Genomic DNA, 14,557 nt, shown 5'->3' with positions numbered 1-14,557 from the left:
AGCGATCATGAAGCGGTATGGTAAATCACTGGAGATTAATGTCGTGATTGTGATCTTTATTATGTAGATTAATAGTCTATAACAAATCCTTAATTACCTTGAAGTCTTTTCTTCTTAACACCTAGGGCAAGATAGTCTTTTGATGAAGTGTTAAGCAGAACTTACTGTTCGATATTAGAAAAATAAGGTTCATTGAATGCTCGATGTGAACTTAAAAGAAGATGATTTATGTAATAGGGTTGCTGGTGGCGCTGAAAGTGTCAGCGTGATACGTCACTTTACTTTGAACCTAGTACGTTTACAGTCGAAGAAATATAGTGTTGGGGCTGAAGCCAAACCAAGCGGGTTAGAGCGACACAATTCGTAGTGAACTCTTATTTGGTTGAAAAGCGTTCCAAGCTCGCAGTTGCTCTGACTCTGCTGGTGATAACACGACGATAAATTGATACCTATCAAAACGATAATTTTATATCTGCTTTAATCCAATACTGATTGAATAATATCAAATGCTTTTTCTATTTTTGGGGTAGGGATAATGCCAAACCCAAATAAGAGGGCATTAGAATGATTGTTGATAGAAAAATGCGATGATGGGTAAACCGCTACATTGAATGAAGCAAGCTTATTCATCATTTGTGTCGCGCATCCCGATACTTCAGCTGCTATATGCAATCCACCTTGGCTTGGAATACGTTGTAAGCAATCTATGTTGTCAATTAATTGAGTGAGTTTATGATACCTTTCGCTATAGATTTTATTCATATTGAGTAAATGGTGAGAGAAATGACCGTCACGCATGAATTCGTCAAGTAGGATTTGAGACACCACAGATGTACTTCGTCCCAAGTGCCATAACATATTTGAAATTGGATCTATTAAAGATTTTGGCGGAATCATATAGCCAATGCGTAAGCCGGGAAATAGTATTTTAGAGAAACTGCCTATCATAATGACGCAGTCATTTTTGTCTTGTGATTTGAGAGCTTGCTTACTGGTATTGAGATAGTGATATTCCGCATCATAATCATCTTCGATAATGATTGCGTTATTAACTTCTGCCCACCTCAACAGTTCTAACTTTCTTTCGACGGAGTAGCTAAAGCCTAAAGGGAACTGATGACTAGGCGTTGTATAAATAATTTTGGTATTAGAAGGGATTGATTCAACGACAACGCCTTGGTCGTCCATCGGCACGGTGCCTATTTGCGCGCCAAGTAATCGAGCTTGATTTCGAAAAACAGGATATCCTGGATCTTCCGTCGACACGAGGTCCCCCGGAGAGAGCAATGTAAGGAGAGTCGTCATTATTGCCTGCTGGCACCCTTGCGTAATGATGATATCTTCAGGGTCACAGATTACGCCTCTCGAATGTCTTACATACTCGCAGATAGACTCTCGTAAACAAGCTAGTCCTTGTAAATCACCACCATGTGCAAACTCTGGAGTTAATGCATTGAGCCTACTCAGTCTTGAGTGTCGCCAAATATGCTTTGCTATTCTCTGATGATCAGGAACGCCTAAAGTGAAGTCATAGTCTAGATTCTTTGGTGCGATGATCTCTGGCTTTTTCGCTGCGTTAGTGCCAAACACCCCTAGTTGGTAGTGTTTTATTGATCTCTTATCTTGATTCACCGTTTGTTCTAGAGCATTACTTACGTACGTGCCAGACCCTGCCTTTTTTACTATCCACCCCTCGAACTGAAGTCGCTCATACACCGAAATGACAGTGTTTCTTGCTATGCCTAACTTTTTTGACAACATGCGAGTCGACGGTAATCTCTCATTTGATCGTAATCTGCCTTCTAATATCCCTTGGTATATCTCGGAATAAAGCTGTTGGCTGGTGACTTTTCCAGTTTCGAAGTGTAGTGAAAATGGCATCGTTTTCTCTGTAGACGTTGAAAAGTGGTTCTAAAGCGTTGTGAGGATGTGGATCTGTATATACCAAGTATATCTACCTAGTATACCGTTATCTTGGTATGGAGAAAGCGCATTTGAGTACACTATTTCCTCATTTTGCAAACGGATGTTACTTACATTCGTATCTAATCGGCCTACCTATCAACGGTGATCAGGTTTAAACCTGTTTATATCGCACTAAAAATTTGAAGACATAGTGTTATTCATCGGGGGTTAACGATTGGAGTTACTCAAGTCAGGATTACTTTTATATAAAAAGCTAAAAGCCTTGGAATAAACTAGAAATTAATTATAAGTGAAAATTAAAAATTGAGGGTTCAATGAAATTAAACAATGCCTTGGTGGCTATTTTATCGCTCACGTCTTTCGTCACGTTTGCGAAAACAGAGTCAACGGTTAGCAGTCAATTAAAGAGCGTAGTTGATGAATGTGCTAAAGGATTAATGAACGAATACGATATTCCGGGGTTGGCTATTGCAGTAACGATTGATGGTAAGCGTTATTTTTACAATTACGGTTTCGCTGACGAAAGTAAGGGGAGTTTAGTCACCAACGACACAATTTTTGAACTCGGCTCTATCAGTAAAACTTTTGCCGCTACTTTGACTGGGTACGCCCAAGCAAAAGGTAAGCTGAACATGGATGACAAGGTCAAAGATTATATTCCAGAATTAGAAAATAGTGTCCTGGGTAATACCAAGCTAGTTCATGTCGCAACCTACACTGCAGGTGGTCTACCATTGCAATTCCCTAGCGAAGTAACGAACGACGCTGAAATGATGCAGTACTACAAAACGTGGAAACCGGAGTACGAAGCCGGTACTAAGAGGAAGTACTCAAACCCTAGTATTGGTCTATTTGGCTACATCGGTGCCTTGAGTATGAAGTCAGACTATACGGAAATGATGGAAACCGTCATCCTGCCTGAGCTCGGTATGACCAATACGTTTGTCTATGTACCAAAGGATAAGCTTAACAACTATGCTTTTGGTTATAGTTCTGAGGGAAAACCCGTTAGAGTTAATCCAGGTATTCTTGATGCACAAGCCTATGGTATTAAATCAACAAGCTTAGATATGCTTCAATATATCGAAGCAAATATGGGTCAAGCGCAACTTAATACTGATATAGAAAATGCGCTAGAGCGAACTCATACTAAGTATTTTGATACCGACACGTTTACGCAAGCCGTAGGGTGGGAGGGTTATGATTACCCCGTTTCACTTTCGCAATTATTGAAGGGGAACTCCAGCGACGTAATTCTCAACGCTAAACCGGTTCAAGCAAGTGTATCCGGTACTCTCGGTCGTGACGTTTGGTATAACAAAACGGGCTCAACAGGTGGCTTTGGGGCATATATCGCATATGTACCCTCTGAAAAAATAGGCATAGTGATTCTGGCGAATAAAAACTACCCTAATGCAGAAAGAGTAGAGGCTGCTTACAATATTATTAGCTCGGTGGTGAAATAAACTTTAGTGGTAATAGGCACTACGTAATTGTTAGAGCTTATTTAGATACATACTATCTGCATTGTTTTATTCGATAGTATTTATAGGAGTATTCATGAAAACTAAGCATTGGTCTAAGGTGACTTTGCTACATGAAGTTGTTACGAACCCAAATATAACGATTAAAGGTAAACATAGTTATTACAGTGATTGTTGGGACGCCGGTTTTGAGGAGTCCGTTGTAAGATATCTACAAGGCGATGAGTTCAGCCGAGATTGGGAACCAAAATGGAAGATTGATAACTTACATATAGGTGACTTTGTCTGTATTGCAGCGGAAGTTGTGATTGTTATGGGGGGAAACAGTACACATAGAGCTGATTGGTTCTCCTTGTACCCATTTATGGACTTTATTGAAGAAGCGTATGTCGGGAAAGGAGATACTCACATTGGCGATGGTGCCTGGCTCGGTATGCGATCCATGATAATGCCGGGTGTGACTATCGGAGAAGGAGCAATCGTTGCGGCAAACAGCGTGGTGACGAAAGATGTTGAGCCTTACAGCATGGTTGCAGGCTCACCAGCTAAGCATGTCAAATATCGCTTTTCTCGCGAGACGATAGACGAACTGCTCGCCCTTAGGATATATGATTGGCCTGATAAGAAAATCGACAGCCTGAAGAGATTGTTATGTTCAGACGATTTAGAAGGGCTGAAAAAGGCAAGCGCTGAATACGATAGAAATCATTCAGTAGAGTGACGATGTCACTATTTTAAAAAACAGAAGAGGCTCATTATAGAGCCTCTTTTTAGTGTGATGGATATCTGCAACCACCACACTTCCTTATCAACTCATCATTCAGCAAGTCGCCAACTAGAATCGGAAACCTTTTAGTTTCATCTTTGCAGGAAAGGTTACCTCAATAGTTGGCTCTTTCAAGTGTTAGCAGAGACGCTCATAACTGTTTTGTTTGAGCAATTCGGTTAAGTCGCCTTGACCATATTTTAGAGTTGCTTGGTGTTTTTGATGTTGAATGACCTGATCAAAAGTAGGTCGAGTCACTGAACGAAAAACGCCCACGGGTACGGGAAAGTCTGGATAGCTCAAGTTAGCAAGCGCATAAGCATAGTATGACTCCTCGCATTGACTGGAGTGGAGCAAAAGGTTCGGGGCCTCTGATTCGACAATCTCGAAGCCAAACCCTTTATTGATCAACGCTTTTGAGTGTGTTTTACCAAACAATAACGGTTCATTATCTGAGAGATAAAGTAGATGTTCGCTTCTATTAGCTGGGCCGCTGTAAGGTTCGTGCACTTTATCGTTAAAAATGACGCAGTTTTGCAGGATTTCAACTACAGCAGTGCCCGAATGCGCGGCAGCAGCCTCTAACACCATCGTCATGTGTGTAGGATCATTGTCCGATGTTCGTGCTATGAACGTAGCACCTGCGGATGCTGCTAATGCCAGAGGTTTAAGCGCTTGATCGGGAGAACCTTCAGGACTCGACTTAGAAATGAAGCCCTGTTCGCTTGTCGGGGAAAATTGGCCTTTGGTCAGTCCATAGACAGCATTATTAAAAAGCAAAATTTTAATGTCTTGGTTGCGTCGAATCGCGTGAATAAAGTGATTACCGCCAATACTCAGTGCGTCACCATCGCCAGTTACAACCCAAACATCTAACTCTGGATTGCTAGCTTTTACACCAGTAGCGATGGCAGGGGCACGGCCGTGAATCGTATGAAATCCATAAGTATCGAGATAATAAGGAAAACGAGATGAGCAGCCAATCCCTGAGATGAATACGGTGTTCTCTTTAGTTCGACCTAATCGTGCTAGAACGGATTGCATCGTTTTTAATACGTTAAAATCACCACAGCCTCGACACCATTTGACTTCAACATCAGATGCGAAATCTTTGCGGTTGAGTACCTTAGTCGTCATTTTTAATATCCTTCAGGTGGTGGTTAATAGACTCAATGACCTCGTGAACTTTGAATGGTAACCCCTTAACTTGGGTTACGGAGCGTGCAGAAATGGCATATTGTGAGCGAATCACTTTGACGAGTTGTTGGTTATTCAACTCAAAAACAAGCACATGTTTGAATTGGCTAGTGATCTCTTCCAAATTGATTGGAAGCGGGTTTAGATACTTAATATGGGCGTGAGCAACCGATGCTCCTTGCTTTCTCAGATGCTCAATTGCGGTCGACACAGAACCTTGCGTGCCTCCCCAACTTAGCACTAGCAGTGAGTCTTGAGTACTGCCTGTTAGCGTTTGTTTAGGGATGAAATGGCAGATGTTATTTATTTTTTTTGCTCTTTCATCAGTCATGCGCTGGTGGTTTTCAGGATCATGAGAAGGGTTGCCTGTAATCGCTTGCTTTTCCAATCCTCCAATGCGGTGCATTTTCTCTTTTGTACCAGGCGTGACCCACTCTCTGCTGTAATACACGTCATCACGGGCATAGGGATAAAACGGGCTTATGTTTGCTTTTGTTGCCTCGGCAGTGAGCTTAATCTCATCAGGGTTGGGTACGAGCCAAGATTCGGAGCCGTTTGCTAAGTAACCGTCACTCAATAAGATCACTGGCGTCATAAATGTAGTGGCAATTCGACATGCCTCGATTGCCATATCAAAGCAGTCTGCAGGAGAGGCAGGAGCCAACACTGGGAGTGGTGAATCCCCATTTCTACCATACAAAGACAAAAGCAAGTCTGATTGCTCTGTTTTAGTCGGTAGGCCAGTGGAGGGGCCTCCACGTTGTACGTTGATAACAACCATTGGCAACTCCGCCATCACGGCAAGGTTAATGGTCTCTGCTTTCAAACATAATCCAGGGCCGGACGTTGATGTGACTCCTAAACCGCCAGCATAAGATGCACCTAAAGCTGAACAAGCAGCTGCAATCTCATCTTCTGCTTGGAATGTCGTGACCCCAAAGTGTTGATAGGTTGATAGTGTGTGTAGAATATCTGAGGCGGGTGTTATGGGGTAAGAGCCCAAAAATAGCTGGCGTTGGAGTTTTTCTGCTGCGCATATTAACCCAAGCGATAATGCTTCGTTCCCTGAAACAGTACGATACAAGCCAGCTTTATCTGCTACGGGAGCAACCTGAAAACAGTCGCTGAATACTTCGGTTGTTTCGGCATAATTAAATCCTGACTTTATGGCTAAAGTATTTGCCTCTCTCGCTTGCGGATTGTCAGCGAATTTATTATTTAGCCATTCAATGGTCGGTTCTAGCGGACGGCTGTAAATCCATAAAACGATACCCAGCATAAAAAAGTTTTTGCTTCGCTTCACTACTTTTGGCGCTATGTTTAACTCAGAAAGAGATTGGACGGTTAAACGCGTAAAAATGTCACTAATCACTCGGTAATTTGCGAGGCTACCATCGCTCAATGGGTTCGATTCATAGCCAGCAAGCTCAAGGTTTTTTTTATTAAAACCATCGAGATCAATAAGCACCAAACCGCCTTCAACGAGTTGTGAGATTTTGGTTTTTAATGCAGCGGCATTCAGAGCGATTAAGACTGAAAAATCGTCGCCAGGAGTATAAATCTCTGTTGAGGCAAATTGCATCTGAAAAGCCGATACTCCAGATGTGGTTCCTGCCGGAGCCCTTATCTCAGCTGGATAATCAGGTAACGTCATGACATCGTTTCCTTGTTTCGACGAGTTGTCTGAAAAGCGTTCTCCAAGTAATTGGATACCATCTCCAGAATCGCCAGCAAAACAGATCACTTCGCGTTTAAGTTGAATTATTGTCATTAAAACCTCTTACCGTGTTAGAGCAAGTTCAGTATGTTTCATTGCACTTAATGAGATGCAATGGAATTAAAGGTTGGAGAAAATGCCGTAAGCCCGAGCATTCTGAGTGTAGAGTTAATGGTGTTGGCTTTATTTGTCGTCTCTGAGGTCAGTAGAAATATCCATAGCTAGGAATGCTTTTCCGAAATACTAGAAAAGTTTGCATGACACAAAAATACTTTTTCTGTCATATTAGATGTGATTATTTTTCATTAATTGTGAGCGTTATGGATAAGCTGTCATTAATAAAGTTGTTTGTATCTGTTGTGGACTTAGGGAACTTTACAGCAGTCGCGAATCAATTAGGGCAGTCGCCTTCTACTGTTAGTAAAGCGATTGCTCGCCTAGAGCAGGATTTGGGTGTTCGTTTAGTTCACCGTACAACACGTCAACTCCAGCTCACTGAAGCGGGGTTTAACTACCTTGAGACGGCAAGAGAAGTGATCAACTTGCTCAAAAGTAGTGAAGAGCAGCTTCATCAAAGTATTGCATCTCCGTTTGGTACACTTCGTGTCACCCTTCCTTTATCGTTCGGGCAAAACTATATAACTCCGCTGATTCCAGAGTTTTGCGAACGTTACCCTGAAGTGAAGTTGGATCTTAGCTTTTCCGATGAATACACCAGTATATTGGAGAGTGGGATGGACGTTGCTATTCGAAGCGGGAGACTAAATGACAGCAACCTGATTGCGAGGCGATTATGTCCTATTGATATGGGTATGTTTGCCAGTCCGGAGTACATAAAGAAGTTTGGTCGGCCTCAGAGTGTTGAAGCGCTTAACCAGCACAAATGGATAATGTACCGTTATAAACAATCGGGGCGCTTGCTTACCTTGACGATGCCTTTAGATGGGCAATTAGTAGAATTTAGTCCTACACATCAAGTGACAGTAGACAATGGTTATGCGATGGCCTCTTTAGCGAGTTTAGGAGCAGGGATTGCACTGATGCCCCAATATCTTGCTCGAGACTTAGTGCAGCAAGGTAAGCTGATGTTGGTTTCTGAACCTCAAAGAACCGATGGTCAGGGTGTCTATATATACTATCCAAGTCGTAAGTTTGTGCCCGCGAAAGTAAAAGTGTTTATCGACTATATTATTCATAAACTGGATGAACAGGGAGAGGCGATCAACAGCAGTTGGATGCTGAACCATTAAAGCTCTTGCTGGAGGACGATAGCTTTTTCTGAAGTCTAAGCGTGTTACGTGCCAGCAAGTTTGCTACATTCAGTTGTGCCCACAAAAATATTAACTCATGGGCTGCAAACAAAGATTCGAATCACTAAGAGCCACATATAGCGGCTCTTTTTTGTCCTGAACTTGGAAAGTGGCGACAGGTCTTGAAGCGCTCAGAGGGTTACGAGGACTCGCTTCAGATAAATGAAGAAAGATCGAACCGAAGTATTTTATTGCCGATTTGACTGCCTATACCGTTGCCATTCCGCTGTTAATTCTGCTTTTTCTTTTCTCGCTGCAATCAGCATTTCTATATTAACGTCAGTGTTTGGGTGCTTTTGAATGTATCGCTCGTAATCAACCGGAATACCATTAATGTGCAGTTCAAGGTGTAAATGCGGCCCTGTTGTTCTTCCTGTGTTACCCGTTTTTCCTATCACTTGTCCTCGACTGATCTTTTCACCAACGTGGACGTGGCGTTGAGATAAGTGTAGGTACCGTGATACCGCACCATTTGTGTGGCGGATATTAATGTAGTTGCCCGCAAAACGGTTGTAACGAGACTTTAAAACGATGCCGTCAGCAATACTACGAATCGGTGTGCCTACTGGTGTTGCATAGTCAGTGCCTAAGTGCGGAGTCGTTATATTAGTTACTGGGTGTGTTCGTTTTAAGTCATAGCCAGAGCTTACTCTGTAGCTTTTATCAAAGGGATCTGAAAATCGGAGTTTATTTTTTATTGACACGCCATGTTCATCAAATATGTTACCTTGCCCATCATTGATAATAAATAAATCGGTTTTACTACCTAAATAGTAAAAAGAACTAATATAGGTTTCATTTCTACTATTTAACTTAGTTCTTAAGATAAAATGGTCATCTCTCTTAACTGAATCAATAATATTAAAGTTACTTTTAATAAGGGCCAATAGCAAATTAATCTCTTTTTGACTTATCCCTGATTTTAACAATGAAGCGACAAACGAGTACTCAACCACACCTATGGTGATTTTTTGTCTAAGAGCCCCCCCCTCAAAAGGTGCTTGCACTCCCTCATTCTTGAACTCCAAAGGCTTAACGGTAGGCAGTCTATCCATGGGAGTGAGGATGTGGTGAGAAAGCGACACGCTAATAAAAATGAGTAAGGCAATGGTGAGAAGGGTTGCGGTAGGAGTTCGCACACTCCTTTTTATTATCAAAATAGTCATTAGTTTTGGTGGTTTATCAAGGCTGACAGTTGTGCGTAGAGTATAATATTTTAAATAAAACCTAGCATTAAAGTATGGCTAATTCCTCTGTTTTAACTAAGTGAATAATTATAGGTGATGATTTTAATTTAATAATTTAGTAAAAGTGACGGTTGGCCTGGTGTTTTTGGCTTTTTAAATGGTGTTATTGTCACGTTGAGAAAATATTTTACAATAATATAATCTCGGCAAAATATATTTTGCCAAATTACTATGTTCGCTAAAAATACGCTGAAATTAACATTAGGTCTTACGCTTACATCTCTTTTATTGAGTGCATGTGGTGGTGGTGATGGAGGAGACAACACACCTCCAGCTAGAAGCAAAGGAAGCATTTCCGGTATGGTTTTTGACGCCCCTGTAAATGGCGCAAAGATTGAGGTTTTCGAGTTCAAAAATGGAAACTTAGGCCGGAAGTTGGCTAACACGACGTCTGATGCGTTCGGAAACTATCTGCTAGAGTTTGAATCGTCTTCAATGCCTCTTTTTGTTGTTGCAAAAGAGGGGAGTTATACCGACCCGTTTACGAATGAAACGGTATCAGTGAGCAACGCGAAGACACTTAAATTTGAAGGTGTTGTGAACTTTAAAGAGGGGAGTGAGCAAAAGTTAATGCTTACTCCGCTGTCGAACTTGGCAGCAGGCTTGGCAAAGTACAAAATTTCTCAAGGATCCACAGATGAGAGTGCCTTTTCTACCGCTTTGGATAGTATCAATAGCATGTATGGGTTTGACGTAAATGAGACCAAACCTATTGATATAACCAAAGGTGGGCAAAGCAGTTTTGCTAGTGCTGGGCATCAATACGGCGCTTTATTAACTGCATACTCGTCTTACTCTTACGATCTTATAAAAAAATACGGCAACAGCGATAACGTCTACACTTCAATGCATTTCGCTGACATCCAATATCGGGATGTTATTGCCGATGGTGTTCTTGATGGTCTTGAAGTGAGCCAGACTTCAGGAGCAGTGACTCCCCTCAGCTTTGGACAGAGAAAGATAAATAGCGACATTTATACACGTGATTTATCTCAGCATGTTCTGATCGTGGTAAACGATCCAAGTGTCAATATCTCTGGTACTGATGCCGCAGACTATGTCGACTTTAGTAAGAAGCTTAATGACCTAGGTACATATGGAAGTACTGATGGCGTCATTCCGCCGCGAGATGGTACGGATATCGATACAGATGCGCCAATAGTTACTCGTACGGACAGTGATGTGCTCGCTGGCATTGATAAAGTTGATCTAAAGATTGTAGATGATATCGGCGTAGAAGACGTATCCGCCTTTATTCAGTATCAGGTTAATGGCTCTTGGTCTGGTGAATTTCAATGTAACGACATACAAGATTTTGGAAGCACATTCTGTTCGGTTGAATTTGATGATTTTGAAGTTGGCCTTCGAGAGACCAACGTTAAAGTTAACATTAATACCAAAGAGATCGATAGTGCAGATATGAACCCTGCCACAGGGCTCTCAAACGTAGCAGCAGCACGGTTAGTCTTATATACAGCGGATGTACTGGGTAATGAGTTAATTCCAGGCAGCCATTCGGGTCTTCATATCAACTTTGAATGGGATAACGATGCGCCTGTTATTGATATTACATCGGCGAGTGCAATTAATAATCAACTTAAAGAGTATGTTCTGAAAGGGGTTGTAAAAGAAAGCTCGCAAGAGATCAGTTCGGTCAGTATTTCATTTAAAGATGGCTTACATGAGGACGTCACATGTTCTCCTGTAACGGTAGAGTCTGGAAATGCTTGTGAGTTTAGTAAGGCTTACCCAACTGATGAATTCCTATCTACGACGGTATTTGAGGTTCGAGCGAAGGATAGCAAAGGCAATACGGGTGCCGCTCAGCATGCAGTAAGTCGTGACGATCAAGCGCCAGCACAAACGATTACTTATCCTGAAGGTGCGTCAATGACGTACGTAAATGTCGGTTTAGATGGTGAACGAACCACTTACGATGGTATCTACTCTCAAGATACGTATACCCCAGACAATGTTCAAGCAAGCCGCGATTTCCTAAAGATTGACTATGCGTACGCAAGTATAGGGATTCAGAACTCATTAAAAGGGATAGATTTTAGTAACTTCAACGCTAATTTATTGAAAGAGAATAAAATCCCTTATGTTCGTGTGAAAGTATCAGACGTAAATACCGATACGGTTTTAGGCTCCAACGCTAATAAGCTTAAGCTCGTCGTCAAGTACTACGTAAGCCAAAACAACGATAACAACTACTCACTTCAGCAAGTTATTGATACAACTGCATCAGATGACGATTACATCGCAAAAATTCCGCACGAAACGCTGTTAGATAGCAATGGGCGAGTAGAGGATGTCATCTATTACATTCCGTTTGTAAGAGATATTTTGGGTGACAGCTTTAAGTCGGTATCAGAAAACAGTAGTCAAAAGTTAGTCATTCAAACCGTCGATGAGTCTGATAACCAAAGCACTCCAAGAGAAGTATATTTTAGAAGTAGCTTTGACCTACCAACCATAAAAGTGGTGACACCATTTATTGGTGCGCGAGCGCAACTTGAAGGGTTGAGTCCAAATGGTGAATTCACTTCACTTGCGAGTTGTACCACTATCCAACAATTGGAAAGTGATCAATCAATGGCTCTTGACGTCGCGAGTTGTGAAACCACAACTGATGTTGTGAATTATGACTTCATGCGTGTTCGTTTAATTGGTATCGAGGGCAGCGAGCCATACTACTATCAATGGAAAAGAAATCCAGGAACCAAAAAAGTAACGGTTGATTTAAACAAGGCCAATATTGGCGTGTACTTTAAGCTCAATGGCTCTCAGACTTACTATATTACTGAACTATCGACATATCAGACTAGCTTGTTTGATTTCCAGTGGGATCAAGTCACTGCCGGAGAGAAAACTTCTGAGCGTGCGATTCAAATTCTTGATGAGGTGCGCTACGCGTTATCAGGCACGAACAACAGCTCATTCTTTGGATTTGATCCAACGGTTGTGCCTTATGCAACGAACGAAATGCTTGCTACCAAAGCGATTCCAGAAAAGCCATCAAACGAATATCTACACCGATTTCTTGTCGAAGCTATCGATAGTATTGCTCAAGGAATGCCGAGAAATAACTCATTAGATTTTGCCTCCGCTATTTACGATGATTTGAGCTTTGATGGAAAAGCGAATGGTATTGGTGTTGGTGGACGTCAGGTTATGCTCGATTCTTATCAATTCGGTTCCGATACTTATCGAAAGGATTTAGCGCAATCGTATTACGAAATCATGGCGAGCAAATACGGTATTGAGACCAATATCGCGCAGCTCTATGCTGATGATATTTCGATGGCTAATCCTAACTTAAATGGTAAGAACATTTTTGATACAGAGGGTAGCAGTATCGATATCTTGCCTCCACAGCCAAAATTAACGATTGAAAGCGGTCGAGAGACGATGGTTGGCAATAAGCTTTATATTGCTGGTGAAGTTGTTTCTAAAATTGTCCTAGACGATCCTTCTGGTATTGTAGAAACCGACGCTTATGGTCCGAAGTTTAGCACGATGTGGTATCAAGCCAGTGAGCCAAACATTGAAATACCGCTGGACATCAACATTGTAGAGAACCCTGGCAACAGCAATGCTTATCGAAAAGAGTACCTCTTTACCCTTAACTCTCAGTCTAGTGAACTAAAAGATATTGTAGAGTTTGCTGTGGAAACCAGTGCCATGGACCCACATGGCAATGCGTATGGTTACGATGGCAAAGCTCCGTTTATAGAAACGGTATTTATTGATAATGATTTCCCTAAAACGAGTTACCTCCCACCTAATGATGTCGATGGTAAACCTGTAGAAGACGGTATTTATTTAAATGCCAAAAATACCCATGAATTGACCTTCAAGGTTGAAGACGTTGTGGGTGACAAGCTTTCTTCAAGAGGTCTTGTTTTCTACCAGCAAACGGGTGAAAAAGTCACATACACACCAGAGGACTTTTCGAATAACTCGAAAGACGCCTTTAAAGTCAAATTATGTACGGGGGAGCTTTGTTCAAATCAAGGCGCGACGATTTACCCGGGTGATGGTGATTGGTTAGTTGTTGCAGCGGCAGAGGATAATTTAGGTAACTCCGTTTCAGAGTTAACTAGCACGGCTCCGAGATTCAATATTCGTATCGACTCTGAAGCTCCTATTGTAAAAAGTGAGCAGGTCCAAAGCCGTTTAGGCGGTAACAACCAATGGACACCTGTCATTGATTGGGGGACGTTAAGCCCCGGCAATAATGTAAAAATAGATCTTCGCCGAGGGTCTGGTCAGGCACTGACATTAGAAAGCTGTGACCCTCTAACAGAGACGTGTGACGTACCATACCTAGTTGGTGAACAACCTGACGTCAAAGTCCAACTGGTTTCAAAAGCATTTGATTACGATGAATGGAATGAATTTTATGTCACAGCGACGGACAACGCTTACCCTGCCAATGTTAGTACAACAGGGAAATTCACATTCCAAGTCGATAACAAAGGTCCAGAAATCATCCTAAATACGCCTTGGGTTGAAGACACATTGTCCAAAGAGAACTATGTTGTCGGGCGTGAGTTCAACGTGCGATTTAAATCCGTAATAGACGATTCAGACATTGAGCAAGTCTCTCTATATCAGAATGGTAAAGATTCGCCAATTAAGACAATTGTGCCAACGGATTCATCTAAAGAGTTTGCAATGTCTCTCATTAAGAGTGACACAGATAAAATAGACATTTTTGAAGATGAAAAAACCACGTCACTGTATGTAAAAGCAACCGATATTTACGGTTTTGAATCTAGCCGAGATTTCGCAGCCAATTTAGGAATAAACTGCTTCATACAGAACACCAAGAAGCTTAAGCAGCCGAGTCTGATGCTCTTGAACACCCGTTATGAAGCTTTGGCCGCCAAATTCGAGTGTGTCGA

The 14,557-nt window shown here is 41.8% G+C and carries 8 protein-coding genes and 1 pseudogene; 5 read left to right on the top strand and 4 right to left on the bottom strand.

The window, feature by feature from the left end; translation table 11 throughout:
• Positions 1–196: 196 nt before the first annotated feature.
• The gene (locus tag L3V30_RS23210; protein ID WP_237310031.1) at positions 197–367 is read left to right on the top strand and encodes a hypothetical protein; all 171 of its coding nucleotides are present in this window, start codon (positions 197–199) and stop codon (positions 365–367) included.
• Between the two features lie 110 nt (positions 368–477).
• Here the strand turns inward: L3V30_RS23210 and L3V30_RS23205 are convergent, their stop codons facing one another.
• Positions 478–1,881, bottom strand: coding sequence for a PLP-dependent aminotransferase family protein (locus tag L3V30_RS23205; RefSeq protein WP_237310029.1), 1,404 nt, complete (start codon positions 1,879–1,881; stop codon positions 478–480).
• A gap of 359 nt (positions 1,882–2,240) precedes the next feature.
• Here L3V30_RS23205 and ampC point away from each other — a divergent pair, with 359 nt between their 5' ends.
• Complete coding sequence (ampC, locus tag L3V30_RS23200) at positions 2,241–3,392, top strand: class C beta-lactamase (protein ID WP_237310027.1); 1,152 nt, start codon at positions 2,241–2,243, stop codon at positions 3,390–3,392.
• 94 nt (positions 3,393–3,486) lie between these two features.
• Positions 3,487–4,131 (top strand): CatB-related O-acetyltransferase, encoded by a 645-nt coding sequence (locus L3V30_RS23195; protein ID WP_237310025.1) that lies wholly within the window; start codon positions 3,487–3,489, stop codon positions 4,129–4,131.
• A gap of 183 nt (positions 4,132–4,314) precedes the next feature.
• Here the strand turns inward: L3V30_RS23195 and L3V30_RS23190 are convergent, their stop codons facing one another.
• A complete protein-coding gene (locus L3V30_RS23190; protein WP_237310023.1) occupies positions 4,315–5,313 on the bottom strand; it encodes a 2-oxoacid:ferredoxin oxidoreductase subunit beta in 999 nt (332 codons plus the stop codon).
• Positions 5,303–7,144: a 2-oxoacid:acceptor oxidoreductase subunit alpha gene (locus L3V30_RS23185; RefSeq protein WP_237310021.1), complete on the bottom strand. Its 1,842-nt coding sequence runs from the start codon at positions 7,142–7,144 to the stop codon at positions 5,303–5,305. The genes L3V30_RS23190 and L3V30_RS23185 overlap by 11 nt, the downstream gene beginning before the upstream one ends.
• A gap of 266 nt (positions 7,145–7,410) precedes the next feature.
• On the opposite strand from L3V30_RS23185, the gene L3V30_RS23180 reads away from it, so the two are divergent.
• Positions 7,411–8,340 (top strand): LysR family transcriptional regulator, encoded by a 930-nt coding sequence (locus L3V30_RS23180; RefSeq protein ID WP_237310019.1) that lies wholly within the window; start codon positions 7,411–7,413, stop codon positions 8,338–8,340.
• Positions 8,341–8,588: 248 nt separating this feature from the next.
• Here L3V30_RS23180 and L3V30_RS23175 read toward each other — a convergent pair whose 3' ends face one another.
• The gene (locus L3V30_RS23175) at positions 8,589–9,566 is read right to left on the bottom strand and encodes a peptidoglycan DD-metalloendopeptidase family protein (protein WP_237310017.1); all 978 of its coding nucleotides are present in this window, start codon (positions 9,564–9,566) and stop codon (positions 8,589–8,591) included.
• A gap of 252 nt (positions 9,567–9,818) precedes the next feature.
• Here L3V30_RS23175 and L3V30_RS23170 point away from each other — a divergent pair.
• Positions 9,819–14,429: pseudogene (locus tag L3V30_RS23170) on the top strand (hypothetical protein); the annotation flags it as partial.
• Positions 14,430–14,557 lie beyond the last annotated feature (128 nt).

The sequence above is a fragment of the Vibrio sp. A1-1 genome (assembly GCF_021728175.1).
Taxonomy (GTDB): domain Bacteria; phylum Pseudomonadota; class Gammaproteobacteria; order Enterobacterales; family Vibrionaceae; genus Vibrio; species Vibrio diabolicus.
This window is presented reverse-complemented; position numbering and strand designations above follow the sequence as displayed.

Coding starts and splice junctions, on each gene's coding strand:
- L3V30_RS23185 (WP_237310021.1), bottom strand. CDS start 7,144: ATGACAATAATTCAACTTAAACGCGAAGTGATCTGTTTTGCTGGCGAT.
- L3V30_RS23190 (WP_237310023.1), bottom strand. CDS start 5,313: ATGACGACTAAGGTACTCAACCGCAAAGATTTCGCATCTGATGTTGAA.
- L3V30_RS23195 (WP_237310025.1), top strand. CDS start 3,487: ATGAAAACTAAGCATTGGTCTAAGGTGACTTTGCTACATGAAGTTGTT.
- ampC (WP_237310027.1), top strand. CDS start 2,241: ATGAAATTAAACAATGCCTTGGTGGCTATTTTATCGCTCACGTCTTTC.
- L3V30_RS23205 (WP_237310029.1), bottom strand. CDS start 1,881: ATGCCATTTTCACTACACTTCGAAACTGGAAAAGTCACCAGCCAACAG.
- L3V30_RS23210 (WP_237310031.1), top strand. CDS start 197: ATGCTCGATGTGAACTTAAAAGAAGATGATTTATGTAATAGGGTTGCT.
- L3V30_RS23175 (WP_237310017.1), bottom strand. CDS start 9,566: ATGACTATTTTGATAATAAAAAGGAGTGTGCGAACTCCTACCGCAACC.
- L3V30_RS23180 (WP_237310019.1), top strand. CDS start 7,411: ATGGATAAGCTGTCATTAATAAAGTTGTTTGTATCTGTTGTGGACTTA.